Source organism: Streptomyces sp. NPDC090088 (genome assembly GCF_044747345.1).
Lineage (GTDB): Bacteria > Actinomycetota > Actinomycetes > Streptomycetales > Streptomycetaceae > Streptomyces.
Map to the genome: position 1 here is coordinate 391,617 of NZ_JBIVDZ010000004.1, position 25,724 is coordinate 417,340.

General features: G+C 72.5%; 22 protein-coding genes and 1 pseudogene. 15 read left to right on the top strand and 8 right to left on the bottom strand.

The features are described from left to right. The first annotated feature begins 102 nt into the window (after positions 1-102). Positions 103-1,257 (top strand): betaine/proline/choline family ABC transporter ATP-binding protein, encoded by a 1,155-nt coding sequence (locus ACIPSJ_RS21920; protein ID WP_401347897.1) that lies wholly within the window; start codon positions 103-105, stop codon positions 1,255-1,257. 20 nt (positions 1,258-1,277) lie between these two features. Here the strand turns inward: ACIPSJ_RS21920 and ACIPSJ_RS21925 are convergent, their stop codons facing one another. From ACIPSJ_RS21925 to ACIPSJ_RS21945, 5 genes and pseudogenes are all read right to left on the bottom strand, one after another. Continuing rightward, entirely contained in the window at positions 1,278-1,874 is a 597-nt protein-coding gene (locus ACIPSJ_RS21925; RefSeq protein WP_359222565.1) for a hypothetical protein, read from the bottom strand. 42 nt (positions 1,875-1,916) lie between these two features. After that, positions 1,917-2,855, bottom strand: a complete 939-nt coding sequence (locus ACIPSJ_RS21930) for an ABC transporter substrate-binding protein (protein WP_401347899.1) — start codon at positions 2,853-2,855, stop codon at positions 1,917-1,919. Then, a complete protein-coding gene (locus ACIPSJ_RS21935) occupies positions 2,852-3,523 on the bottom strand; it encodes an ABC transporter permease (RefSeq protein WP_401347901.1) in 672 nt (223 codons plus the stop codon). Before ACIPSJ_RS21935 ends, ACIPSJ_RS21930 begins: the two co-directional genes overlap by 4 nt. Next, positions 3,520-4,200, bottom strand: a complete 681-nt coding sequence (locus ACIPSJ_RS21940; protein ID WP_401347903.1) for an ABC transporter permease — start codon at positions 4,198-4,200, stop codon at positions 3,520-3,522. Before ACIPSJ_RS21940 ends, ACIPSJ_RS21935 begins: the two co-directional genes overlap by 4 nt. A gap of 58 nt (positions 4,201-4,258) precedes the next feature. Beyond that, positions 4,259-4,788: pseudogene (locus ACIPSJ_RS21945) on the bottom strand (TetR/AcrR family transcriptional regulator). An 88-nt stretch (positions 4,789-4,876) separates the two neighbouring features. On the opposite strand from ACIPSJ_RS21945, the gene ACIPSJ_RS21950 reads away from it, so the two are divergent. Both ACIPSJ_RS21950 and ACIPSJ_RS21955 read left to right on the top strand, forming a co-directional pair. Next, positions 4,877-5,734 (top strand): MoxR family ATPase, encoded by an 858-nt coding sequence (locus ACIPSJ_RS21950; RefSeq protein ID WP_359222559.1) that lies wholly within the window; start codon positions 4,877-4,879, stop codon positions 5,732-5,734. Beyond that, positions 5,731-7,092 (top strand): VWA domain-containing protein, encoded by a 1,362-nt coding sequence (locus ACIPSJ_RS21955; RefSeq protein ID WP_359222557.1) that lies wholly within the window; start codon positions 5,731-5,733, stop codon positions 7,090-7,092. Before ACIPSJ_RS21950 ends, ACIPSJ_RS21955 begins: the two co-directional genes overlap by 4 nt. 64 nt (positions 7,093-7,156) lie before the next feature. Here ACIPSJ_RS21955 and ACIPSJ_RS21960 read toward each other — a convergent pair whose 3' ends face one another. Then, entirely contained in the window at positions 7,157-7,522 is a 366-nt protein-coding gene (locus tag ACIPSJ_RS21960; protein ID WP_355709517.1) for a cupin domain-containing protein, read from the bottom strand. A gap of 172 nt (positions 7,523-7,694) precedes the next feature. Between ACIPSJ_RS21960 and ACIPSJ_RS21965 the strand changes: the two genes are divergently transcribed. The 6 genes from ACIPSJ_RS21965 to ACIPSJ_RS21990 are packed head-to-tail and all read left to right on the top strand — an operon-like array spanning position 7,695 to position 13,256. After that, a complete protein-coding gene (locus ACIPSJ_RS21965) occupies positions 7,695-8,846 on the top strand; it encodes an NAD(P)/FAD-dependent oxidoreductase (protein WP_401347906.1) in 1,152 nt (383 codons plus the stop codon). Further along, on the top strand, positions 8,843-9,142 hold the full coding sequence (locus ACIPSJ_RS21970; RefSeq protein WP_359222554.1) for a (2Fe-2S)-binding protein: 300 nt from the start codon (positions 8,843-8,845) through the stop codon (positions 9,140-9,142). Before ACIPSJ_RS21965 ends, ACIPSJ_RS21970 begins: the two co-directional genes overlap by 4 nt. Continuing rightward, positions 9,135-10,565: an FAD-dependent oxidoreductase gene (locus ACIPSJ_RS21975; RefSeq protein ID WP_401347907.1), complete on the top strand. Its 1,431-nt coding sequence runs from the start codon at positions 9,135-9,137 to the stop codon at positions 10,563-10,565. The genes ACIPSJ_RS21970 and ACIPSJ_RS21975 overlap by 8 nt, the downstream gene beginning before the upstream one ends. Positions 10,566-10,593: 28 nt before the next feature. Next, positions 10,594-11,493 carry a dihydrodipicolinate synthase family protein gene (locus tag ACIPSJ_RS21980; protein ID WP_401347909.1) on the top strand — a complete coding sequence of 300 codons (900 nt, stop codon included), beginning with the start codon at positions 10,594-10,596 and terminating at the stop codon, positions 11,491-11,493. Between the two features lie 31 nt (positions 11,494-11,524). Then, the gene (locus tag ACIPSJ_RS21985; RefSeq protein WP_401347910.1) at positions 11,525-12,526 is read left to right on the top strand and encodes a proline racemase family protein; all 1,002 of its coding nucleotides are present in this window, start codon (positions 11,525-11,527) and stop codon (positions 12,524-12,526) included. A 31-nt stretch (positions 12,527-12,557) separates the two neighbouring features. Further along, complete coding sequence (locus tag ACIPSJ_RS21990) at positions 12,558-13,256, top strand: GntR family transcriptional regulator (protein WP_359222546.1); 699 nt, start codon at positions 12,558-12,560, stop codon at positions 13,254-13,256. 159 nt (positions 13,257-13,415) lie between these two features. Here the strand turns inward: ACIPSJ_RS21990 and ACIPSJ_RS21995 are convergent, their stop codons facing one another. After that, positions 13,416-15,713, bottom strand: a complete 2,298-nt coding sequence (locus ACIPSJ_RS21995) for an MFS transporter (protein ID WP_401347914.1) — start codon at positions 15,711-15,713, stop codon at positions 13,416-13,418. A 100-nt stretch (positions 15,714-15,813) separates the two neighbouring features. After that, a complete protein-coding gene (locus ACIPSJ_RS22000; RefSeq protein ID WP_401347917.1) occupies positions 15,814-16,836 on the bottom strand; it encodes a LacI family DNA-binding transcriptional regulator in 1,023 nt (340 codons plus the stop codon). 322 nt (positions 16,837-17,158) lie between these two features. Between ACIPSJ_RS22000 and ACIPSJ_RS22005 the strand changes: the two genes are divergently transcribed. From ACIPSJ_RS22005 to ACIPSJ_RS22030, 6 genes are all read left to right on the top strand, one after another. Next, on the top strand, positions 17,159-19,087 hold the full coding sequence (locus tag ACIPSJ_RS22005) for a glycoside hydrolase family 127 protein (protein WP_401347920.1): 1,929 nt from the start codon (positions 17,159-17,161) through the stop codon (positions 19,085-19,087). A 32-nt stretch (positions 19,088-19,119) separates the two neighbouring features. Continuing rightward, positions 19,120-20,358, top strand: coding sequence for an extracellular solute-binding protein (locus ACIPSJ_RS22010; protein ID WP_401347922.1), 1,239 nt, complete (start codon positions 19,120-19,122; stop codon positions 20,356-20,358). Then, entirely contained in the window at positions 20,355-21,359 is a 1,005-nt protein-coding gene (locus ACIPSJ_RS22015; protein ID WP_401348660.1) for a carbohydrate ABC transporter permease, read from the top strand. Before ACIPSJ_RS22010 ends, ACIPSJ_RS22015 begins: the two co-directional genes overlap by 4 nt. A 44-nt stretch (positions 21,360-21,403) precedes the next feature. After that, positions 21,404-22,165: a carbohydrate ABC transporter permease gene (locus ACIPSJ_RS22020; RefSeq protein WP_401348662.1), complete on the top strand. Its 762-nt coding sequence runs from the start codon at positions 21,404-21,406 to the stop codon at positions 22,163-22,165. Positions 22,166-22,195: 30 nt separating this feature from the next. Then, positions 22,196-23,938, top strand: a complete 1,743-nt coding sequence (locus ACIPSJ_RS22025) for an RICIN domain-containing protein (protein ID WP_401347924.1) — start codon at positions 22,196-22,198, stop codon at positions 23,936-23,938. 223 nt (positions 23,939-24,161) lie between these two features. Further along, the gene (locus ACIPSJ_RS22030) at positions 24,162-25,694 is read left to right on the top strand and encodes a protein kinase (protein ID WP_401347927.1); all 1,533 of its coding nucleotides are present in this window, start codon (positions 24,162-24,164) and stop codon (positions 25,692-25,694) included. Positions 25,695-25,724: the final 30 nt, after the last annotated feature.

Genomic DNA, 25,724 nt, shown 5'->3' on the forward strand with positions numbered 1-25,724 from the left:
ACAGCCTCAAAATCCGGACCCGGCCAGGCGACGCGAGATCTATTTGAAACTTTTCAAAGGCGGAGCCGGGCACCCCGGAAGGGCCGGGGCTAGCGTGAGGGAATGATCCGGTTCGAGCAGGTCACCAAGCGGTATCCGGACGGCACGACCGCCGTGGACGGCCTCTCCTTCGAGGTGGCCGAGGGCGAACTGGTCACGCTCGTCGGCCCCTCCGGGTGCGGCAAGACCACCACGATGATGATGGTCAACCGGCTCATCGAACCGACCTCGGGCCGGATCCTCGTCGACGGCGAGGACATCGCGCGGGTCGACCCGGTCCGGCTGCGCCGCCGGATCGGCTATGTCATCCAGCAGGTGGGCCTGTTCCCGCACCGGACGGTCCTCGACAACACGGCGACCGTCCCGGCCCTGCTCGGCTGGAAACGGGCGAAGGCCCGCGAGCGCGCCGCCGAGCTGCTCGATCTGGTGGGTCTGGACCCGGGGACGTACGGGCGGCGCTACCCGGACCAGCTCTCCGGCGGCCAGCGGCAGCGGGTCGGCGTGGCGCGGGCGCTGGCCGCCGATCCCCCGGTGCTGCTGATGGACGAGCCGTTCGGTGCGGTGGACCCGGTGGTGCGGGAGCAGTTGCAGGACGAGTTCCTCCGGATGCAGGCCGCCGTGCGCAAGACGGTGCTGCTGGTCACGCACGACATCGAGGAGGCGGTACGGCTCGGGGACCGGATCGCGGTGTACGGGCAGGGCCGTATCGAGCAGTTCGACACGCCCGGGGCGGTGCTGGGCACCCCGGCCACGCCGTACGTCGCCGGGTTCGTCGGCGCCGACCGGGGGCTGAAGCGGCTGTCGGTGACCGAGATCGAGCCGGACGACCTGGAGCAGCCGCCGGTCGCCCGCCCGCGGGAGTCCGCCGGGAGCGCCGCGGCGCGGCTGCGGGCCGAGGGGGCGCGGTGGGCCGTGGTCCTGGACGCGGACGGCGATCTGCACGGCTGGGTCGGCCTCGACGAGCTGGCGGCGGGCGGCACGGTCGGTGCGCTCGCCCACCGGATGACCGCCTGGGTGCCGGTGGGCGCCCCGCTCAAGCAGGCCTTCGGCGTGATGCTCCAGTACGACGCCGGGTGGGTGGCGGTGCTGGACGGCTCGCGTTTCCTCGGGGTGCTCACCCCGGCCAAGCTGCACGAGGCGCTGCGCCGCTCGGTGGACGCGGAGGCGCGCGGGGTGTCACGCGGTCAGGTGCCGTTCGACTCGGTGTCGGACGCCTGACCGGCGGCGGCCGGTGTCCGTCAGCAGTACGTCATCGGGCAGCCGCGCCGCAGCGAGTGCTGGGCGGCCCGCAGGAACAGCGCGACGTAGAAGGCGGCGTCCAGGTCCTCGCCCCAGGGACCCGGCCGGGCGGCGGCCACCTCCTCCGCCTGACCCTCCAGGAACCACATCGTCAGATCGAGGTTGTCGCAGGCCTCGGGTATGACGTCGACGGGCAGCCCGACGGCCGTCGCCAGCCGCTGCGCCAGGGCCAGTATCTCGGGGGCGCCTGCGACCACCGTCTCGTCGTCGTAGGCGGAGTGCAGCGGGAGCCGGATCTCCTCGTCGAGGGAGAGCGGCACCAGCACCGACCAGCCCAGCAGCAGCTCCGTCTCGCGCTGCGCGAGATGCTCTCGGCACAGCGCGGCGAACCCCGCCATGGTGGGCACGAGCTTCTCCTCGAACGACAGCCCCGAGCCGCGGACGAAGGCGGCCGCCTCGGGCACCGACTCGTAGGGCGCGAGACCGCGCCGCCGCAGTTCCGCGTCGAGCGCCGAGGCGACGGCTCCCTTGCCGCCCTCGTCCTCGTCGCCGTCGCACCACTCCTGCGCACCGACACTCACCAGATAGATCCCCATGCCAGGAACGTACCGCCCGCCACTGACAACGGGCCCCGGCCGTCACTTGAGCAGGCCCTTGTGCCGCAGATAGGCGCGGGCCACGTCCTGGGCCAGCCGCCGCCAGCTGTCCACCTGCTGGTTCATCGAGGCCAGGTCGGCGGTGGTCAGGACGTCGTTGAGCCTGCCCAGCGCCTTCGTCACCCGCTCCCCGCCCGCCCGTGCGCGGTTGACGACCGGGACGACGTAGTCGGCGTTCTGCAGATGCCGGTCGTCGGCGAGCAGGACCAGGCCGAACTGGCCGAGGGTCGCGTCGGTGGTGGTGGTCAGCACCATCTGGTCCTGGCCGTGCTGGACGGCCAGCTTGGCCTGGGTGGTCCCGACGCCCTTGGGATCGACGCCGGTGATGTCGATGCCGTAGACCTTCTTCAAGCCCGGTTCGCAGTACGGCCGTTGCACGCACTCGTCGCCCGCCGCGAGCCGTACCCTCAGTCCCGAGGCGCCGAGGTCGCTGAGCGTCTTGAGGTGGTGTTCGCGGGCGTAGGCGGCGGTCACCGCGAAGGCGTTCTGGTCCACGGCCCGGCCCGGGTCGAGGACGGTGAGACCGCGCGGTGTGGCGAGGCGGCGCAGGGCCGTCATCGTGGCGGCGAGGTCCGGCGAGCCCACGGGCGGCGCGTCCGGTCCGTTGGTCTTGGCGTTGAGCCAGTCGGCGAAGGTGGCCGCGTATTCGGGGACGGCGTCGATCTGCCCGGACTCCAGGGCGGGTTCGTAGAGTTCGCGGTTGGCGACCGTGAGGAGCGAGGTCCGGTAGCCGGCCTGGTGCAGCAGCTGCGCGTACAGCTGGGCGAGCAGGTCGCTCTCGGTGAAGCCGGCGGAGCCGATGGTCAGGTGCCTGCTGTCGCCCGGGGGCGCGGTGACCTCGCCGCGGTTCTCCAGGGAGGGGCCGGTGGTGCAGGCGGTGAGGGTGAGGAGTACGGCGACGGCCGCCGCACGGAGTCTCATCGCGAGCCCCGCACCCACATCGGGGCGAGCCGTTCCACGAGGGCGAAGACGCCCTCGACGAGCAGGGCGAAGGCGGCGACCAGGATCGCCCCGGCGACCACCATGGGCGTGCTGGCCAGGTTGAATCCGGCGGTGATGATCCGGCCGAGTCCGCCGCCGCCGGCCAGCGCGGCGATGGTGGCCGTGGCGACGAGCTGCACGGCGGCGATCCGCACCCCGGTGAGGACCAGAGGGAGCGAAAGGGGCAGTTCCACGTGAAACAACATCTGTCGCCCGGTCATCCCCATGCCCCGCGCGGCCCCCACGATGTTCCGGTCGACCTCGCGCATCCCGACGTAGGCGTTGGTGAGCAGCGGCGGTACGGCGAACAGGACCAGGGCCACCACCGTGGGGCCCTCGCCCCATCGGCCGACGGGGGTGAGCAGCAGCAGGACCAGGACGGCGAAGGTGGGCACGGCCCGGCCCACGTTGGAGATGTTCACCGCCAGCGCGCCGCCCCTGCCGAGGTGGCCGAGGACCAGGGCGACCGGCAGCGCGATCAGGCAACTGATCACCAGGCAGACGACGGTGAGCAGGAGGTGCTGGAGCAGCCGGTGCCCGACGCCGTCGTCGCCCGCCCAGTGCGCGGCGTCGGTGAGCCAGGCCCAGGCCTCCGCGAGGGTGTTCACGCGCGGGCCGCCCGGGTCCACGGGGTGATCAGCCACTGGACGCCGAGCAGCAGCAGGTCGGCGGCGACGGCGATCAGCACGCACAGCACGGAGGCGGTGAGCACCTGGGCCTTGAAGTAGGTGTTCATGCCGGCGTAGATGAGGTTGCCGAGCCCTCCGAAGCCGACGATCGCGCCGACGGTGACCAGGGAGACCGCGGAGACGGTGGCGATGCGCAGGCCGGCCATCGCGGCGGGCAGGGCGAGGGGCAGCTCGACGGTGAGCAGCAGGCGGAGCGGGCCGTAGCCGAGGCCCCGGGCGGCCTGCCGGGTCTCCTCGGGGACGGCGCGCAGGCCCGCGAGGATGTTCCGGACGAGCAGGGTGAGCGAGTAGAGCACCAGACCGGCCACGACCAGGGTGGCGGAGAGGCCGTAGACGGGCAGGAGCAGGGAGAACATCGCCAGGGACGGGATGGTGTAGAGGACGGTCGTGACGCCGAGGACGGGTCCGGCCGACCAGCGCAGGCGGCGGGCCAGCACGGCCAGCGGGACGGCGAGGACGAGTCCGATGAGCACCGAGAGCGCGGTGAGCCTCAGGTGCTGGCCGACCGCGTCGAGGAGGATCTGGCGGCGGCTGGTCAGATAGGCGCCGCAGATCCACTCGTTGCGCGCGAGGCAGTCGTCCGGAGGCGCGGTCACGCGTCCATTGCAGCGGAGGGGGACCGGCTCGGCGCGTTGTGGTGACCCGTCCGGGCGGCTACTTCATGCCCGCCGCGTCCAGCAGCATGGCCGCCGTCGCCGTGAGCAGGCCGTCGTCGAGATGCTCGACCCCGCCGGCGGCCCGGGCGCCGGGCCCGTCGAAGATCAGCATGAGCCGGCGGGCGAGCAGGGCGGGATCCGCCGCGCCGCCCTGTCCGGCCTGCTCCTCGAAGTAGGAAGGCCCAGCTCAGGTCCCCGGACGCCGAGTCGGCCACCCCGCGCGAACGGATCCGGTACGTGTTCCGGCGGGCGGCGGAGAACGCGGCGGCCCCCGGCTACGTATCAGGGCCTGCGGCGCTCCAGGCCGGCGGCCGGCACCTCGTCCTTGCTGTCGAAGAGCTGGTACATCGAGCGCTTGGAGACCCCGGCCGACCGGCAGAGCGCCTCGACGCCGATGGAGACGCCGTCGCGGTAGAAGAGCTCGGTGGCGGCGTCGAGCAGCCGGTCGCGGGGGGACGCCTTGTCCGTGGTGGCCCTACCGCCGAGGTGACCGCGCGGAGGCCGGCGAGGAAACCGATCGGTATCCAGGGTGGCAAGCGCCCTGAACAAGCGCTTAGATAGGAGCTCTGACCCTGTTGCACGGGCTTGTCCCACGACCCCCAGCCGGAGGCCCCCGTTGTTCACTTCCGTCGACGACGTCTCCGCGCGCCTCGCGGAGACCGGCTATCTCGCCTCCCCCGCCGTCGCCACCACCGTCTTCCTGGCCGACCGGCTGGGCAAGCCGCTGCTCGTCGAGGGCCCCGCCGGAGTCGGCAAGACCGAGCTGGCCAAGGCCGTGGCCGAGGTCGCCGGGGCCCGGCTGGTGCGGCTGCAGTGCTACGAGGGCGTGGACGAGTCCCGGGCCCTGTACGAGTGGAACCACGCCAAGCAGCTGCTGCGCATCAGCGCCGGCCGGGACGAGACCTGGGACGAGACCCGCACCGACATCTTCAGCGAGGAGTTCCTGCTCCCCCGCCCGCTGCTCACCGCGATCCGGGGCGACGACCCGAAGGTGCTGCTGATCGACGAGACCGACAAGGCCGACGTCGAGGTGGAGGGCCTGCTCCTGGAGGTGCTCAGCGACTTCCAGGTGACCGTCCCCGAGCTGGGCACGGTCACCGCGACCCGCCGCCCCTTCGTCGTCCTCACCTCCAACGCCAGCCGCGAGCTGTCCGAGGCGCTGCGCCGCCGCTGCCTCTTCCTGCACATCGGGTTCCCGGAGGAGGAGCTGGAGCGCCGGATCGTACGGCTGAAGGTGCCGGGCCTCACCGAGGCGCTGGCCGGTTCGGTGGTCCGGGTGGTCGGGGCGCTGCGCGCGATGGACCTGCGCAAGGCACCGTCGGTGGCCGAGACCATCGACTGGGCCCGCACCCTGCTGGCGCTGGGCGCCGACACCCTGGACGAACAGGTCGTCCGGGACTCCCTGGGCGTGATCCTCAAGCACCAGGACGACATCCAGAAGGCGGCGGCCAAGCTGGACCTGGACGCGCTGTGAGTTCCGGGGCCGATGTCGCCGAGCGGCTCACCTCCCTGGTCGGCGCGCTGCGCGGGCACGGGGTGCGGGTCGGCACCGGGGAGACCGTGGACGCGGGCCGGGCGGTGGAGGCACTGGGGCTGACGGACCGCGAGCTGCTGCGCGAGGGGCTGGCCTCGACGCTGCTGCACGGGCCGGGCCAACGGGCCGTGTTCGACCAGGTCTTCGACCTCTACTTCCCGCGCGGGGTGGGCGGGCCGGGCACCGGCTCCGCCGACCGCGAGGAGCTGCGGGACCGGATCGCCGCCGCGCTAGCCTCCGAGGACGAGGCGCTGCTGCGGCAGTTGGCGGCCGAGGCCGTCGACGGCTTCGGCGGATACGGGAGTTCACCGGGTTCGGACGGCTGGTCGTCGTACCAGACCCTTGACCGGCTGCGGCCGCAGACGCTGCTCGCGCGGGTCCGGGCGGACGTCCGGGCGCGCGGCGGGAGCGGCGCGGGGTTCACCGACCGGCTGCTCGACGACGAGATCCGGCGGCGCATCGAGACGTTCCGCGGCATGGTCGCGGCGGAGGCCCGGCGGCGGGTGGCCGAGCGGCGCGGACGGGACGAGATCGCCCGGCGGGCGGTGGCGCCGAGCGCGGACCGGGTGGACTTCCTGTCCGCCGGGCGGGACCAACTCACCGAACTGCGCAGGGCGGTCCAGCCGCTGGCCCGGAAGCTGGCGACCCGGCTGGCCGCACGCCGCCGCCGGGCCGCGCGGGGCACCATCGACCTGCGGCGCACCCTGCGCGGCTCGCTGTCGACCGGCGGGGTGCCGATGCGGCCGGTACTGCGCCGGCGCCGGCCGGTCCGCCCCGAACTGGTGCTGCTCTGCGATGTCTCGGGCTCGGTGGCGGGGTTCTCGGACTTCACGATGCTGCTGGTGCAGGCGCTGCACGACCAGTTCAGCAAGGTCCGGGTGTTCGCCTTCGTCAACCGCATCGACGAGGTGACCGGTCTGCTGGAGCACGGCCGGGCCGACCCGGAGGGGCTCGGCGCCCGGATCCGCGCCGAGGCGACCCTCACCGGCTGGCACGGCAGCAGCGACTACGGCATGGCCCTGGGCGAGTTCGCGGAGCGGTACGGCGCCGCGGTGGGCCCGCGCACCACGGTGTTCGTGCTCGGCGACGCCCGCACCAACAACCTCGACCCGAACCTCGCCGCCGTCCGCCGGATCGCCCAGCAGGCGCGCCGCGTCTACTGGTTGAACCCCGAGCGGCACTCCCTGTGGGGCACCGGCGACTCCGCCGCGCCCGAGTACGCGGAGCTGGTGGAGATGCACGAGTGCCGCACGGTCCGCCAGCTCAGCGGGCTGGTCGCGCGGCTGCTGCCGGTGTGACAGAGGAGGGTGCCGTCACCCACGTACGGTGACGGCACCCGGTGACAGCGCCCGGCGACCGCCCTCAGCCTTCCTTGGCCCTCGCGTAGTCCGTCGCCATGCCGCCGGCGAAGTCGTACAGGATCACCTGCTCGTCGCCCACGACCCAGGCGTCGTGGCCCGCCGGGCAGACGAAGACGTCCCCGGGGCCGATCTCGCCCTCGCCGCCGTCGTCCATGACCAGGTGCATCCGGCCCTGCACCACATAGCCGTTGTGGTGGACCATGCAGGTCTCGGTACCCGCGATCGGCCCCACCGACTCCGTCCAGCGCCAGCCCGGCTCGAAGGTGGCGATCGCGAAGTCGAGGCCGGTCATGTGCACGGCCTCCAGGTGGCCACGGGGGAAGTCACGGCGCTCGTCCGGCTTGTCGACCGTCTTGATCTCCAGCATGACGGTGTCCTCCCTTCGAACTCCCATCCACCACTCCATCGTCTGCCTGTCAAGTCGGGAGCGCCATTCGGGCGGGGGTGGCGTGCGGGCCGGTTCGGGCCGGGGTGGGGAGTTGGCCGAAGCGGTGGTCGCCGGTCTTCCCGAGCCGTGTGCCATGTGACATATTACTGCCGTGAGCATGCGACTGACCTGCGATGTCGTGGTCGTCGGGGCGGGCATGATGGGCGCCGCGTGTGCCCTGTACGCCGCTCGGCAGGGCCTGGACGTCGTCGTGGTGGACCGTGGTCCGGTGGCCGGCGGGACCACGGGGGCGGGCGAGGGGAACCTGCTGGTCTCCGACAAGGAGCCCGGGCCCGAGCTCGAACTCGCCCTGCTGTCCGGCCGGTTGTGGACCGGCCTGGCCGGGGAGCTGGGTGCCCGGATCGAGTACGAGGCGAAGGGCGGGATCGTCGTCGCCGCCGAACCCGAGGGACTCACCGCCCTGGAGGGGTTCGCGGCCGGGCAACGGGCCGCCGGGGTGACGGCGGAGAGCGTCGACGCGGAGCAACTCCGCGAGCTGGAACCGCATCTGGCGCCCGGCCTGGCCGGCGCGGTGCGCTACCCCCAGGACGCGCAGGTCATGCCGACGCTGGCCGCCGCGCATCTGCTACGGGCCTCGGGCGCCCGTCTGTCGACCGGCCGGACGGTGACGGGCGTGCTGCGCGGCGCCGACGGTGCCGTACGCGGAGTCCGCACCGACCACGGCGAGATCCACGCCCCGGCCGTGGTGAACGCGGCCGGGACCTGGGGCGGCGAGCTGGCCGCCCTCGCCGGGGTGCGCCTGCCCGTCCTGCCCCGGCGCGGCTTCGTCCTGGTCACCGAGCCGCTGCCGCGCCGGGTACGGCACAAGGTGTACGCCGCCGACTACGTGGCCGACGTAGCGAGCGACTCGGCCGCGCTGCAGACCTCGCCGGTCGTCGAGGGCACCGCGGCCGGACCGATCCTGATCGGCGCGAGCCGGGAACGCGTCGGCTTCGACCGGTCGTTCTCGCTGCCGGTCGTACGGGCGCTGGCGGCGGGCGCGACCCGGCTGTTCCCGTTCCTGTCGGACGTCCGGGCGATGCGCGGCTATCTGGGTTTCCGCCCGTACCTGCCGGACCATCTGCCCGCGATCGGCCCCGACCCCCGCGCCCCCGGTCTCCTGCACGCCTGCGGGCACGAGGGCGCGGGCATCGGACTCGCCACCGGCACCGGGCAGTTGATCGCCCAGATACTCGGCGGCAGGGCCCCGGAGCTGGACCTGACGCCGTTCCGTCCCGAGCGTTTCACCGAGGAGGCCGCGTGAACCCGCTGGAACAGGCCCAGGCCCGGCCGGGTGCCGCCTTCACCGTCACCTTCGACGGCCGGGAGATCGACGCGTGGCCGGGCCAGACGGTCGCCGCCGCACTGTGGGCGGCCGGTGTCACGTCCTGGCGGACCACCCGGGGCGAGGGCCGCCCGCGCGGCGTCTTCTGCGGGATCGGCGTCTGCTTCGACTGCCTGGTCACCGTCAACGACCGCCCCAACCAACGGGCTTGTCTGGTGCCCCTGCGTCCGGGCGACGCGATCCGCACGCAGCAGGGCACGGGCCACGATGACTGAGCGGCACCGCCCCCATCTCGCCGTCATCGGCGCGGGCCCGGCCGGGCTCGCCGCCACCCTGGCCGCCGCCCGGCACGGGGTGCGCGTCACCCTGATCGACGCCGCGCCCGAGGCGGGCGGCCAGTTCTACCGGCAGCCCGCCGCCGGGCTCGGAGCCCTCCGGCCGCAGGCACCGCACCACCACCGGCCCGGCTGGGTGCGCCTGCGCGACGGGCTCGACGGGCAGCTGGAGGCCGGGCACGTGGTCCATCTCCGGGACCGTCACGTGTGGTTCGTGGAGCGACGGCCGGAGGGCTTCACCGTGCACGCCCTGCTCGGTCCGGAGCAGGAACGGCCGGAGGAGGTCCACGCGGACGCGGTGCTGCTCGCCACCGGCGGCTACGAGAAGGTGCTGCCCTTCCCCGGCTGGACGCTCCCCGGTGTCGTCACGGCGGGCGGCGCCCAGGCCATGCTCAAGGGCGGACTGGTACTGCCTGGACGCACGGCCGTCGTCGCCGGCACCGGACCGCTGCTGCTGCCCGTCGCCACCGGCCTCGCGGCGGCCGGTGCCCGGGTGGCGGCGCTGGTGGAATCGGCCGCCCCCCGGGCCTTCGTACGAAGGTCCCCGACCTTGGCCACGCGGCCCGCCAAGCTCGCCGAAGGCGCCCGGTACGCCGGGCAGTTGCTACGGCACCGGGTGCGCACCCTGGTCCACCACACCGTCGTCGAAGCGCACGGCGACCGGCGCCTCGAAGCGGTGACCGTCGCCGCGCTGGATGCCGAGGGCCGGGTACGGCCGGGCACCCGGCGGCGCCTCGACTGCGACACCCTGGCCGTGGGGCACGGCGTGCTCCCGCACACCGATCTCGCCCAGGGCCTGGGCTGCCGTGTCGACGGCGTCGCCGTGCACGTCGACGACGAGCAGCGCACCGACGTCCCGGGGGTGTGGGCGGCGGGCGAGGCCACCGGCGTCGGCGGCGCGGACCTCGCCCTCGCCGAGGGGCACATCGCCGGACGGTCGGCCGCCGCCCGGCTGTCGGGCTCGGAACCGGACCCGCGCGACTGGGCCCGGGCCGCCAAGACCCGTGCGGGACTGCGCCGGTTCTTCGCGGCGGTGGACGAGGCCTGCGCGCCGCCCGCCCACTGGGCCGAGCAGGTCACCGACGACACCGTGGTCTGCCGCTGCGAGGAGGTGACCGCCGGGGCGGTCCGCCGGGCCGTGACCGAGCTGGGCGCGGGCGACGTCCGGACCGTCAAACTCCTCACCCGGGCCGGGATGGGCTGGTGCCAGGGCCGGATGTGCGGGCCCGCGGTCGCCGGGCTCACCGGGTGCCCGGAGACGGCGGGGTCGAGACCGTTCGCGCGACCGGTACCGCTGGGTGTGCTGGCGCGGGCGGGCGGTGACGACGATCCGCGGTCGGAACAACAGTCGGAGCATCAGTGATATGTCACATTCCACCGGAGGGAACCGTATGACCACCACCCCCAGCCCCCGCCCCTGGCGCGGCGTCCTGGTAGCCACCGCACTCCCCCTCGCCGACGACCGCTCCGTCGACTACGACAAGTACGCCGAGCACTGCGTCTGGCTGGTCGAGAACGGCTGCGACGGCGTCGTACCGAACGGCTCCCTCGGTGAGTACCAGGTGCTCACCCCCGAGGAGCGGGCCCGGGTCGTGGAGACCGCCGTGGCCGCGATCGGCGGCGCGCGCGTGATGCCCGGTGTCGCCGCCTACGGCTCGGCCGAGGCCCGCCGCTGGGCCGAGCAGGCCCGGGACGCCGGCTGCGGGGCCGTGATGCTGCTGCCGCCCAACGCCTACCGCGCCGACGAGCGGTCGGTGCTCGCGCACTACGCGGAGGTCGCGAAGGCGGGGGTGCCGGTCGTGGCGTACAACAACCCCATCGACACCAAGGTCGACCTCGTCCCGGAACTGCTCGCGAAGCTGCACGGCGAGGGGTACATCCACGCCGTGAAGGAGTTCTCCGGCGATGTCCGCCGGGCCTACCAGCTCGCCGAACTCGCCCCGGAGCTGGACCTGTTGATCGGCGCCGACGACGTCCTGCTGGAGCTCGCGGTCGCGGGCGCCAAGGGCTGGGTGGCGGGTTATCCGAACGCGCTGCCCACCGCGACCGTCGAGCTGTACCACGCGGCGGTGGACGGGGACCTGGACACCGCCAAGCGGCTGTACGGGCTGCTGCACCCGCTGCTGCGCTGGGACTCCAGGGTGGAGTTCGTGCAGGCCATCAAGTTGTCGATGGACATCGTCGGGCGTCACGGCGGGACCTGCCGGCCGCCGCGCGTGCCGCTGCTGCCCGAGCAGGAGGCCGTGGTCCGCGCGGCCACCGAGAAGGCCGTCGCGGCCGGACTGTCGTAAGCGGCCCGGACCCCCACTCACGAGGAGCGTCATGCGCAGCAAACTCGTCCTGCACGCCGTCGACTCGCACACCGAGGGCATGCCCACCCGGGTGATCACCGGCGGGGTCGGCACCGTCCCCGGCGCGACGATGAACGAGCGGCGGCTGTACTTCCGTGAACACCGCGACGACATCAAGCAGTTGCTGATGAACGAGCCGCGCGGGCACTCCGCGATGAGCGGGGCGATCCTCCAGCCGCCGACCCGGCCGGACTGCGACTGGGGCGTGGTCTACATCGAGGTGTCCGGCTATCTGCCGATGTGCGGGCACGGCACGATCGGGGTGGCGACCGTGCTGGTCGAGACCGGGATGGTGGAGGTCGTCGAGCCGGTCACCACCATCCGGCTCGACACCCCGGCCGGTCTCGTCGTCGCCGAGGTCGCCGTGGTGGACGGAGCGGCGCAGCACGTCACCTTGAAGAACGTGCCGTCGTTCGTGGTGGGGCTGGACCGCAAGATCACCCTCGCCGATGGGCGATGTGTGACATATGACATGGCATACGGCGGTAACTTCTACGCCATCCTCCCCCTGGAGGAGTTCGGCCTCCCCTTCGACCGCACCCGCAAGGAGGACATCCTCGCCGCCGGGCTGTCCCTCATGGAGGCGATCAACGCGGAGGGGGAGCCGGTGCATCCCGAGGACCCGTCGATCCGCGGCTGCCACCACGTCCACCTGGTCGCGCCGGGCTCCACCGCCCGGCACTCCCGGCACGCGATGGCCATCCACCCCGGCTGGTTCGACCGCTCCCCCTGCGGCACCGGCACCAGCGCACGGATGGCCCAGCTGCACGCGCGCGGCGAACTCCCCCTGGACACCGAGTTCGTGAACGAGTCGTTCATCGGCACCCACTTCACCGGCCGGCTGCTCGGCACCGCCGAGGTCGCGGGCATCCCCGCGGTCCTGCCAAGCTTCACGGGCCGCGCCTGGATCACCGGTACCGCCCAGTATCTACTGGACCCCACCGACCCGTTCCCGGCCGGCTTCGTCCTCTGACCGCCCGCGTACCCCTCCCAGGAGTTCCACCATGGCCGACCGGCCCAGCAGTTCGCCCGCCCCCGCCATCCCCGCGCTGGGCGGCCGCAAGCCCAACTTCCGGGAGCGGGTCGTGGATGTGCTGCGCGCCGCGCTCATCGCCGGCGAACTCCGCCCCGGCGAGGTGTACTCGGCGCCGGGGCTCGCCCCCCGGCTGGGCGTCTCCGCGACCCCGGTGCGCGAGGCCATGCTCGAACTGGTGAAGGAGGGCATGGTCGAGATCGTCCCGAACAAGGGGTTCCGGGTCACCGTCGTCTCCGACAAGGAACTCGACGAGTACACCCATGTGCGGTCCCTGATCGAGATCCCGACGACCGTGGGCCTCGCGGCCACCGCCGACCCGGCCGATCTAAAGGCGCTGCGCCCGGTGGCCCTGGAGATCGTCACCTCGGCCGTGAAGGGGGACCTGATCGCGTATGTCGAGGCCGATCTCACCTTCCATCTGGGGCTGCTGGCGCTGGCGGGCAACGACCGTCTCGTCGAGGTGGTACGGGACCTGCGGCGCCGCTCGCGGCTGTACGGGCTGACGGCGCTGGTGGCGGCCGGCCGGCTGAAGGCCTCCGCCGAGGAGCACCTGGAACTCCTCGACGCCCTCCTCGCCCGCGACGAACAAGCCGTCCGCGAGGTCATGACCCGCCACCTGGGCCACGTCCGCGGCCTGTGGGCGGCCGGGCAGCCCACGGACGACTGACCCCGCCCCGCCGGGTGCACCACCCCTCGTGAACCACGCGCAGTGAACCCATCGCACTGAAGCCATCGCAGTGAACCGATCGCCTTGAATTGCGCACGGCGAATTGCGCACGGTGAACTACACCGGGTGAACTACACGTTGAGAACCACACCCACGGAACTACGCCGTGGGATGGGCGAGTTCGATGTCGTGGTCGTGGATGTCGGCGCCGGAGACCAGCACTCCGGCGGCCTGTGGCGGGTAGCCGGTGGCGATGACCGTGTAGGGGCCGGTGTCCAGGTCGGAGAAGGCGTACGCGCCGTCCTCGCCGGTGGTGGTCGTGGCGACGACGTTGCCGACGGCGTCGACCAGCGTGACCCGGGCGTCGCCCAGCGGGCCCCCGGCGCCGCGCACCGTGCCGCGCACATGGGCGCCGGGCCGCAGTTCGACCTCGATCCGGGTGGTCCCGGTCCCGGTCATCTCGACGGGCAACGCCAGCGGCCGGTGCTTGGGCGAGCTGACCGCGAGGGTCACGGTGCCCGGCACCAGGTCGCCGACCGCGAACTCGCCTAGCCCGTCGCTCTGTTGGGTGGCCAGCACCTCCCCGCGCACATCGGTCACGACCACCACGGCCCCAGCGACCGGCGCCCCGCTGTCGGCGGCCCGCACCAGTCCGGAGAGGCCGCCGCTGCCGGTGAGCAGCAGGTCGTGGGCGACCGGAGCGGTGCTCACGAGGAGGGTGGTGGCCCGCGGCCGGCAGCCGTCGGCGGCGGCGACCAGGACGTACGTCCCCTCGCCGGGCGCCTCCACGGCGTAGCGGCCCTCGGTGTCCGCGACCGCGCGGCCGAGTTGGCGTCCGCCGAGGGAGATCAGCGTGACCGCGGCCCGGCCGACGCCGGTCCCGTCGGCGCCGCGCACCCGGCCGTGCACCGGGATGCCGTCGCCGGTGCCGGGGAGGAGGACGGCGTGCGCCGAACCCTCGGCGGCCACCGGGTCTTCCTCGGCCTCTACCGGCACGTCCCCCACCGGCACCGCCCCCGCGGGCACCGCCCCCGCCGCCCCCGGCCTCCGCCGCGGAATGAACGCGGCCACCAGCAGCGCGAGGATCGCCGCGCCGGAGCCGACCGCCATGACCACCTTGAAGCCGTTCTCGGAGGGCACGGTGGCCGTGCCGAAGGTGGTGGTCATCTGGGCCAGGATCACCCCGGCGACGGCGCTCGCGCTCGACGTTCCGATGGACCGCATCAGGGTGTTGAGGCTGTTCGCGGCGGCCGTCTCGTGCGGGTCGACGGCGCCCATGATGAGCGCGGGCATCGCGCCGTAGGCGAAGCCGATGCCGGCGCCGATGACGCAGGAGGCGAGGACGAGCTGCCAGACGGCGTCCATCAGCACGATGTTGAGCCCGTAGCCGGTGGCCACGATCACCGCACCGCACATCAGGGTGATCTTGGGGCCGAAGTTCCGGGAGACGAGGGCCGACAGAGGTGCCGTCGCCATCATCACGAGGCCGGTCGGGGCCATCACCAGGCCCGCGGCGAGCAGTGACTTGCCCAGACCATAGCCGGTCGCCTGAGGCAACTGGAGGAGCTGCGGGAGCACCAGGGACATCGCGAACATCGAGAACCCGAAGGCGACCGAGGCGAGGTTGGTCACCAGGACCTGGCGGCGGGCCGTGGTGCGCAGGTCGACCAGCGGCTCCCTGGTGCGCAGTTCGTAGAAGCCCCAGCCGAGCAGGATCACCACGGCGGCCCCGAACAGGCCGAGGGTGGTGCCGCTCCCCCACCCCCAGTCGGCGCCCTTGGAGACGCCGAGCAGCAGACAGACCAGGCCCGCCGCCATGCCGAGCGCGCCGGGCAGGTCGAAACGGCCGCCGGTGCGCACCTTCGACTCGGGCACGAGCAGCAGCACGAACAGCGCGGCGACGACGCCGAGCACGGCCGAGGTCCAGAACAGGACGTGCCAGTCGAAGTGGTCGGCGATCAGCGCGGCGGCGGGCAGTCCGAGCGCGCCGCCGACGCCGAGGGAGGCGCTCATCAACGCGGTGGCGGAGCCGAGCCGTTCGGCGGGGAGTTCGTCGCGCATGATGCTGATGCCGAGCGGGATCACGCCGGAGGCCAGGCCCTGCAGCGCACGGCCGACGATCATCGGCACGAGGTTGTCGCTCAGCGCGGCGACGACCGAGCCGACGACGAGCATGACCAGGCTGGTCAGCAGCATCAGGCGTTTGCCGTACATGTCGCCGAGCCGTCCCATGACGGGGGTGGCGACGGCCGCCGCGAGCAGGGTGGCGGTGACCGCCCAGGCCGCGTTGGAGGCGGAGGCGTCGAGCAGCTTCGGCAGCTCGGGCACGATCGGGATCACCAGGGTCTGCATCAGCGAGACGACGATCCCGCCGAAGGCCAGCACCGCCACGACGACGTTCGCCCGTGGTGCGGCGGACTCCCCTGCTTCTATCGGCCGGGGCTGTGCATGGGACATGGGCGAGCCTCCACAAGGCCACTCGGGTCTGCACGACCCTCCCGAATGTAAGTCAATTGATTGACTTACTCAAGCAGGATCGGGTATCGCGGGAGCGAGGTCAGCTCGACTCGCGCACCACCAGCCGGCACGGCACCGTGTGCACCCCGGGCTCCGGCTCGGCGTCGATGGCCTGGAGCAGCCGTAGCGCGGCGATCCGCCCGATCTCGGCCAGGTTCATGTCGACGGTGGTGAGCGGCGGGCGGCAGGCGAGGGCCATCGTGTCCCAGTTGTCGTAGCCGACCACGGCGATGTCCCCCGGCACGCCCTTGCCGCGCTCGCGCAGCGCGTCCGCGATCCCGCGGGCGATCTGGTCGTTGCCGCAGAAGACGGCGTCCGTGTCGGGTGCCGTCCGCAGCAGCGCGTCGGCGGCGCGCCGCCCCCAGGCCTCGCTCCACTCGCCGTAGTGCACCCGCCCGGTGGCGAGCGGGAGACCGGCGCCGGCCAGGTGCTCGACGGCGTGCCGGGCGCGGTCGCGGGCGGCCTGGTGGTGCTCGGGCCCGGTGACGTGGGCGATCCGGGTCCGGCCGGTGGCCAGCAGGTGTTCCAGGGCGAGGTGGGCGCCGCCCCGGTCGTCGGTGACCACGGAGGTGTCGGCGGGGTCGGTCGACGGGGAGAGCGCGTAGACGACCGGGATCGCGGGGTCGATGCCGGTCAGGGGCGGGCGGGGGTCGGTACGGCGGCCGGTGACGATGATGCCGTCCACACGGCGGTCGGTGAGGGTGCGCAGATGGTGCTGCTCGCGGATGGCGTCGCCGCGGGTGTCGCAGAGCAGGACGGAGATCTTCCCGGCGCCGAGCGCGTCCTCGGCGCCGAGCAGGACCGGGGTGCTGAAGCGGCCGATGCCGTCCGTGGTCACCAGGCCGACCGTCCAGCTGCGGCCGCTGTGCAGACTCTGCGCGTGCTGGTTGGGCCGGAACCCGAGGGCCGTCACCGCGTCCAGCACGCGTTGCCTGGTCTCCGGGCGCATCCGGCCGGCGCCGTTGAGCGCCTTGGACGCGGTACCCACGCTGACGCCGGCGAGCGCGGCGACATCGGTGAGCCTGGCCCGGCCGGCGGGCGGGGAGTCTGGAGCAGAGGTCACGGGCAAACCTTTTCCTGGACGGCTTCTCGGCCGGGCCGCCGGGCTCCCGGCGGCACAGTCGCCCCACATCGTCGCAGCCGCCCGCGCGAAGTGCCAGCACTCGCGGGCAAGTTGAAAAAACCCCGCCGGGCGTCTTGACCCGTCTCCTCGACTGCCCTGTACTTCTCGGCGAGAAAACGGTTGCGCAAGATGGTTCCCCATCTCCCCGCATCCCAAGTCCCAGACAGTGTTCGGCATTTCGAAAGACCCCGAGCCCCGAGCTCAAGAAGCTCAAGCCACCACGTCGAGGCCCCAGCCCACCCTCCCCCCTCCCCGGAGAGCCATGCCCCGCAGTCGCTCCGCCCTGTCCTCCCCCGCCGGTCCGGTCCGTCTCACTCCCGCCGCGCACACCGCGCTGCGCCCGGCGGCCGTCACCATCGACGGCGGTTTCTGGCACGACCGCCGCGCGACCAACGCCCGCGTCTCCCTCCCCCAGGGCCCGGACCTGCTGGAGTCCGCCGGAAACCTGCACAACCTGCGGCTGGCGGCCGGCAGCGCCGAGGGCGAGTTCCAGGGGGCGTACCCGTTCGTCGACACGGACGTCTACAAGTGGCTGGAGGCGGCCTCCTGGCACCTCGCCCACGGGGAGGACGCGGCGCTGGCCGCCGACGTGGCGCGGATCGTCGCCCTGGTGGCCGGGGCCCAGCAGCCCGACGGCTATCTCAACACCTGGTTCCAGCTGGTCAAGGGCGGCGAGCGCTACCAGGACCTGCGCTGGGGCCACGAGCTGTACTGCGCGGGCCATCTGATCCAGGCCGCCGTGGCCCACCACCGCTCCACCGGCCGCCCCGAACTCCTCGACGTGGCACGGAAGTTCGCCGACCACATCGACTCGGTGTTCGGTCTCCCCGGCAGCGGCAGGCCCGTCGACGGCATCGACGGCCACCCGGAGGTCGAGACCGCCCTGGTGGAGCTGTACCGGGAGACCGGCGAGCGCCGCTACCTGGACCTGGCCGGCTACTTCGTCGACCGGCACGGCCACGGCCTGCTCGGCGGCGAGGCCTACTGCCAGGACCGCGTCCCGCTGCGCGCGGCGACGAACGTCGAGGGCCATGCCGTACGGCAGTTGTACCTGCTCGCCGCCGCCGCGGATCTGGCGGCCGAATCCGGCGACGCCGAACTCCTCGCCGCCGGAACGCGGTTGTGGCAGGCGATGACGGCCACCAAGACCCATCTCACCGGCGGTCTCGGCGCGCACCACGACCAGGAGGACTTCGGCGACCCGTACGAACTCCCCAACGAGCGCGCCTACTGCGAGACCTGTGCCGCGATCGCCTCGGTGCAGTGGAGCTGGCGCCTCGCCCTGCTCACCGGCGAGGCCCGCTACTCCGACCTGGTCGAGCGCACCCTCTTCAACGGGTTCCTGGCCGGGGTGTCGCTCGACGGCGAGCGGTGGCTGTATGTCAATCCGCTCCAGGTCCGCGACGGCCATACCGACACCGGCGGCGACCAGTCGGCCCGCCGCACCCGTTGGTTCCGCTGCGCCTGCTGCCCGCCGAACGTGATGCGCCTGCTGGCGAGCCTGCAGCACTACCTGGCGACGAGCGACGAACAGGGCCTGCAGATCCACCAGTTCGTCACGGGCGTGTACGAGACCGACCGGGTCCGGGTGCGCGCCGCGACCGACTACCCCTGGCACGGCACGATCGCGCTCACCGTCGAGGAGACCCCGGCCGACGGGCCCTGGACGCTGTCGCTGCGCATCCCGCAGTGGTGCCGGGAGTTCCGGGTGCGGTGCGGCGCGGAGTCGTACGACCGGTCCGACGCCCCCGTCGACGAAGGATGGCTGCGGCTGACCCGTACCTGGGAGCCGGGCGACCGGGTGCTCCTCGAACTCGGCCTGGAACCCCGGCTCACCGCCGCCGACCCTCGGGTGGACGCCGTACGCGGCTGTGTGGCGATCGAGCGCGGGCCGCTCGTCCACTGCCTGGAGCAGGTGGACCATCCGGGCGGCGGCCTGGACGACGTCGTCCTCGACCCGTCCCGGCCGCTCGCCGTCAAGCACCGCCCGGACCTGCTCGGCGGCGTCACCACCGTGGTGGCCGCCGGCCGGCGGCGCCGCATCCCCGACCGGGGCTGGTGGCCGTACGCCCCGGCCGCCGACGCCGAAGCCGAACCCGGGGGCGACCCGGTCGAGTTGACCGCGATCCCGTACCACGTCTGGGCCAACCGCGAGGACGGCAGCATGCGCGTCTGGCTCCCCACCACCTGACACACCCCGTCCTACGACAACGAGGTCACCCCGTGATACCCACCCGCCGTACCCTCCTGGTCGTCGCCCTGACGACCCTGCTCCCCCTCACCGCCTGCGGTGGCGGTTCCGGCTCCTCCGGATCGTCGTCCCCGGCCGGCGGGACGTACACCTTCTGGGACCCGTACCCCCAGTTCGACGCCTCCTCGGACTGGGGCAAGCGGGTCGCCGCGTGCGGCACCGCGGCCGGGGTGAAGCTCAAGCGGGCCGCGTACGACACCACCGACCTCGGCAACAAGGCGCTGCTGGCCGCCCAGCAGGGCAACGCGCCGGACGTGATGCTGGTCGACAACCCGGTCGTCTCCACGCTGGTGGAGGCGGGGATCCTCAACAAGACGAGCGACCTCGGGCTCGACACCTCCTCGATCCAGCAGAACATCATCGGCGCCGGCACGATCGACGGCGCCGCCTACGGGGTCCCGATCGGCGCCAACACCCTCGCGCTCTACTACAACAAGAAGGTCCTCTCGGCCACCGGTGTCGACCCGGCCTCGATCACCGACTGGGCCTCCCTCACGGCCGCGCTGAAGAAGGTCAAGGCGGCCGGGAAGAAGGGCATCACCTTCTCGGCGATCAACACCGAGGAGGGCAGCTTCCAGTTCCTGCCCTGGTTCTGGGGCGCGGGCGGTGACCTCACCCGGCTCGACTCGGCCAAGGGGGTCGCCGCGCTGACGCTGTGGAAGCAGTGGGTGGACGCGGGGTACGCACCCAAGGACGTCCTCCAGAACACCCAGACCACCAGCTGGCAGGAGTTCGCCACCGGCGACTACGCGTTCAGCGAGAACGGCACCTGGCAGCTGGGCAACGCCGACAAGGCCGGCTTCCCGTACGGGGTCGTCAACATCCCCGGGCAGAACGGCGGTTCGGCGCCGGTGCCGACGGGCGGCGAGTTCGTGACCGTGCCCGTGCAGAAGGACACCTCGCGCTACGAGGTCAGCAAGAAGATCGTCGGCTGTCTGACCAGCGACGCCAACCTGCTGCCCACCGACACCACGCTCATGTACGTGGCGCCCACCGCCGCCGTACAGACCGAACAGGTCAAGAAGAACCCGGAGTTGAAGCCCTGGGTGGCGGCGGTCGCGGCGGCCCGGGGCCGTACCAGCGGCGGGCTCGGCACCAAGTACCCGACCATCTCGCAGCCGATGTGGACGGCCGTCCAGGCGGCGCTGTCGGGGAGCAAGAGCCCGCAGGACGCGCTGGCAGCTGCGCAGGCCGCGGCGGGGAAGGGCTGACACCGGTGGCCGTGAATCTGCGGGCCGGCGGGGGCTTGTCGCGCCACGCGGCGGAGCCGCATGTCGATGCGCCCCCGCGCCCCTGCAGGGGCGCTGTACCGCAGGGAGTTCGGCTGTCCCCTGGGCTTCGAAGCCGGCTGACCGCGCTCGCCTTCGTGGCGCCCCTGCTCGTCTACCTCGCCGCCTTCTACCTCTATCCGCTCTACCGCAACCTCGACCTGAGCCTGCGCGACTACACCGTGCGGTCGTTCGTGGCGGGCGACGCGCCCTTCTCCGGCTGGCACAACTTCCGTACGGTGCTGGACGATCCGACGTTCGGCCCGGCGATGCGGCACACGATGGTCTTCACCTTCGTGTCGATCGCCTTCCAGTACGCGACCGGTCTCGCCCTCGCGGTCTTCTTCAACCGGCACTTCCGGCTGTCGACCGTGCTGCGGGCGCTGTTCCTGATCCCCTGGCTGCTGCCGCTGATCGTGTCGGCGTCGACCTGGTCGTGGATGTTCAACAGCGAGTCGGGGGTGCTGAACTACTTCCTGCACTTCTTCGGCGTCGACCCGGTCGGCTGGCTGACCTCGCCGAGCTGGGCGCTGACCGCCGTGATCGTCGCCAACATCTGGATCGGCATCCCCTTCAACCTGGTCATCCTCTACAGCGGGCTGCAGAACATCCCCGGCGAGCTGTACGAGGCGGCGGCCCTGGACGGGGCGGGCGCCTGGCAGCAGTTCCGCCGGATCACCTTCCCGCTGCTGCGCCCGGTGTCGGCGATCACCCTGCTGCTCGGGCTCGTCTACACGCTCAAGGTCTTCGACCTGATCTGGATCATGACCAAGGGCGGTCCGGGCGACGCCTCCACCACCCTGGCCACCTGGTCGTACCAGCTGGGCTTCGGCACGCTGCTGCCGAAGTTCGGCCCCGGTGCCGCCGTCGGCAACATCCTGATCCTCATCGCCCTGGTCTTCGGCCTGCTGTACGTCCGTGTCCAGAGGAGGCAGGAAGCGTGAAGTCACGCGCCTACACCCTGGTCGGCCTCCTCCTCACCGCGCTGATGCTGTTCCCGGTGTACTGGATGCTGAACGTGTCCCTCACCCCGCAGCAGGACATGCGCAAGGACCCGCCGGACCTGCTCCCGCTGCACCCCACGTTCGAGGGCTACCGGGCCGTCCTCCACGACCAACTCCCCTACCTGGGCACCAGCCTGCTCATCGGCCTCGGCACGGTCGCCCTCACCCTCGTCATCGCCGCCCCGGCCGGCTACGCCCTGGCCAAGCTCCGCCCGCGCGGCGGCGGCGCGCTCGGACTCGCCCTCCTCATCGCGCAGATGATCCCCGGGATCGTCATGGCGATGGGCTTCTACGGCGTCTTCCTGGACCTCGGTCTGCTCAACTCCTGGTGGGGCCTGATCGTCGCGGACTCCACCCTCGCCGTCCCCTTCGGCGTCATGATCTTCACCGCGTTCATGTCGGGCATCCCCGGCGAACTGGTCTCGGCCGCGCGGATCGACGGCGCCGGCACCTGGCGCACCTTCCGCTCGGTCGTCCTCCCGCTGAGCCGCAACGCGGTCGTCACCGTCTCGCTGTTCGGCTTCCTGTGGGCCTGGTCCGACTTCGTCTTCGCCACCACCCTCGACGGCGGCGGCAGTTGGAAGCCGATCACCCTCGGCATCTACCAGTACATCGGCAACAACAACCAGGAGTGGAACGCGATCATGGCCACCGCCGTGGTCGCGTCGATCCCCGCGGCCGTCCTCCTGGTCCTCGCCCAGCGCTATGTGGCCGCGGGCGTGACCGCGGGCGCGGTGAAGGACTGACACCCCCGACTCCTCAAGGAGACCCATGCCATGAGCCGCACACCTTTCAGAGCCACTCTCGGAGCCGCCCTCGGTGCAGTGGTACTCACCGCCGCCCTCGGCACCGCCGCGCCCGCCCACGCGGCGCCCACCTCCGCCACCACCCTCGTGGTGAGCGCGAACCAGACGCTCCGCCCGGTCACCCACGTGGCCACGGGCAGCCTCTACGGCCTGGACACCGCGAGCGTCCCGGCCGACAGCCTGGTCGAGCCGCTCAAGCCGAACACCTTCGTCCAGATGGCGCCCGGCGGCAGCCAGCTGCCCAACGGCGAGTCCACCCCCGGCGGGGACGCCCTGGTCGTCGCCCCCGAGGCGGCGAGGGCCGGTGCCAAGGTGGTCGTACGGATGCCGGACTGGTACCCGAACTTTCCCTACAAGTGGGTGAGTTGGAGCAACTGGCTGGCCGCCGTGGACCAGCAGATCGCGTCCGTGAAGGCGTCCGGTGCCACCAACATCAGCGCCTACGAGCTGTGGAACGAGCCCGACGGCACCTGGGACACCTCGGCGGCCGGCGCCTTCGACGACGGCTGGTCACGGACGTACAAGGAGGTGCGCGCCAAGGACACCGCCACGCCCGTCCAGGGCCCCAGCTTCGCCACGTACACCGACAGCAAGATGAAGACGTTCCTCCAGGACGCCATCGCGAACAACGCGGTGCCGGACATCATCGCCTGGCACGAACTCCAGTCCAGCGCGAACATCGCCGCGCACGTGGCCGACTACCGGGCACTGGAGTCGAGCCTCGGCCTCAGCGCCCGCCCGATCGCCATCGAGGAGTACGGCACCACCGCCGAGGTCGGCGTCCCCGGACCGCTCGCGAGCTATGTCGCCAAGTTCGAGCGGACCGGCGTCCACGACGCCGAACTGGCCTTCTGGAACCACTACGGCACCCTCGGCGACACCCTCACCGACACCGGCGGCTCGCCGAACGGCGCGTACTGGCTCTACAAGTGGTACGGCGACATGTCCGGGAACATGCTGGTCACCACGCCCCCGGCACAGACGGGCATCGACGGCTTCGCATCACTCAACGGCTCGGCCAACCAGATCAGCGTCGTCACCGGCGGCTGCACCGGTTCCTGTGCCGTCACCGTCAACGGACTGTCGTCGCTGTCGGCCTTCGGCGGCACCGTGCACGTCAAGCTGGAGTACACGCCGTCCAAGGGCCGTACGACCGGGGTCTCCGGGCCGGTCACCGTCTCGGACACCGACTACCCGGTCAGCGGCGGTTCGATCACCGTACCGGTGACCATGAACGCTTCCGACGGCTACCACCTCACCGTCACCCCGAGCGGCACCGCCACCTCGCTGGCCGGGCGCTACCAGATCACCAACAAGAACAGCGGCCTGGCCCTGGACACCAGCGGCGCCGGTACCGCCCAGGGCACCGCCGTCGTCCAGGCCGGGTCCACCACGGGCACCGACCAGAACTGGACCCTGGTGGCGGCAGGCAGCGGCCTCTACAAGATCCAGCAGCAGGCGAGCGGACTGCTCCTCGGCATCACGAGCATGAGCACCAGTGCCGGCGGGACGGCCCTGATCTGGGGCGACAACGGCACCGCCGACCACCTCTGGCAGCTGATCCCGTCCGGCGACGGCTACTACAAGATCGCCAACTACAACAGCGGACTGCTGCTCGGGGTGACCGGCATGAGCACCTCGTCCGGCGCCCAGGTCCTGCAGTGGGACGACAACGGCACGGCCGACCACTTGTGGAAACTGACCGCCCGCTGACGTACACGACAGTGAACCCGAGCACATCCGAACACGGCCGCCGCCTGCATTCATTGCCTGGCGGCGGCCTTCCCTGTTGATTCGCAGCCGAACACGACCGGCCTACCCCGCCTTCCCAGGACGGCCGGACCGGTCGCCGTCGGACCACCACAGGTGATCAGGAACGGGCGGTTATCGTGACGTGGCTGATCGAATAGGGACAGAGCTGGCGGAGGACGGGGCGGTGTCGGACGAAGGGCGGCTGGTCGCCGGCCGTTACCGGCTGACCGAGCGGATCGGGCGCGGCGGCATGGGCACGGTGTGGCGGGCCGACGACGAGGTGCTGGCCCGGCAGGTCGCGCTGAAGCAGATCCACGCCCGCCCCCAGCTCTCCGACGACGAGCTGGCCACCCTCTACGAACGCACCCGCCGCGAGGCCCGCAGCGCCGCCCGGGTCGTGCACCCCAACGTGGTCGTCGTGCACGACGTCGTCGAGGACGACGGCCGCCCGTGCATCGTCATGGAGTACGTCCCGGCGACCACCCTCGCGGACGTGCTCGACGGCGGCCGGACGCTGCCGCCCGAGGAGGCCGCCCGGATCGGCCTCGGCATGATCGCCGCCCTGCGCGCCGCGCACGCGGCCGGTGTGCTGCACCGGGACGTCAAACCCGGCAACGTGCTCCTCGGCCCGGGCGACCGGGTGGTCCTCACCGACTTCGGCATCGCGCTGACCGCCGGGTCCTCCACGCTCACCCAGACCGGCCAGATGGTCGGCTCGATCCCCTACATGGCACCGGAACGGCTGCGCGGGCTGACGCCGGGACCGGCCTCGGACCTGTGGTCGCTGGGGGCGACGCTCTACCAGGCGGTGGAGGGCCGGCCGCCGTTCCGGCGCGACACCGCGATGGAGACGGCGTACGCCATCGTCACCGATCCCGTCGAGCCGATGCGGCACGCGGGCCCGCTGGAGCCGCTCGTCCAGCTGCTGCTGGCCAAGGACCCGGCGGACCGGCCGTCGGCCGAACGGACGGAACGGGCGCTGCTGGCGACCTGGTCGGGGGCGGTGACGGAGGCTCCGACGGCAGCGCCGCAGCCGCACGGGCCGGAGTCCGCGCAGCTGCCGGTGTCCGCGCAGCTGCCGGTGTCCGCGCCGCTGTCTGCGCCCGGCAGCGGCGGCAGACGCCGACGGCGCGCCCGGCGCGGCCGGCTCGCCCTGGCCGCGGGAGCCGTCGCCCTCGCGGCGGCCGCCACCGTCACGGCCCTCACCCTCCCGCACACCCCCGCGAAGGAGCATCCGGCCACGGCGAAGGCGAGCACCACGCCCGCTCCCGCCCTCCCCCGGGGCTACCACCGCGTCACCGACACCGCCCTCGGCGTCTCCTTCCCGGTCCCCGACGGCTGGACGGCCGGCACCCGCGCCACCGACGAGGTCACCTACAAGGACCCGACCGGTCTGGCCGGCGTCACCATCGGCATGGTGGAACCGGCCGGCGCGAACCCGATCACGCACTTCACCGACATCGAGACCAACACCGAGGTCAACTACCCGACCTACCGCAGACTCCGGTTGCAGCGGACCGCCTTCCGCGGACAGCCGGCCGCGATCTGGGAGTTCACCTTCCGGGGCCGGGCCCGCGTCTTCCGCGCCATCGACCTGGGCTACGGCCGGGAGGGCGGCCGGGAGTACGACATCTACCTCTCCGCGCCGGACGCCGCCTGGAACACCTACCGGCCGGTCTTCGACAACGTGAGGGACGGATTCCGTACGACCGGCTGACCGCTCGGCAACACGGACCGCCGCCCGCTA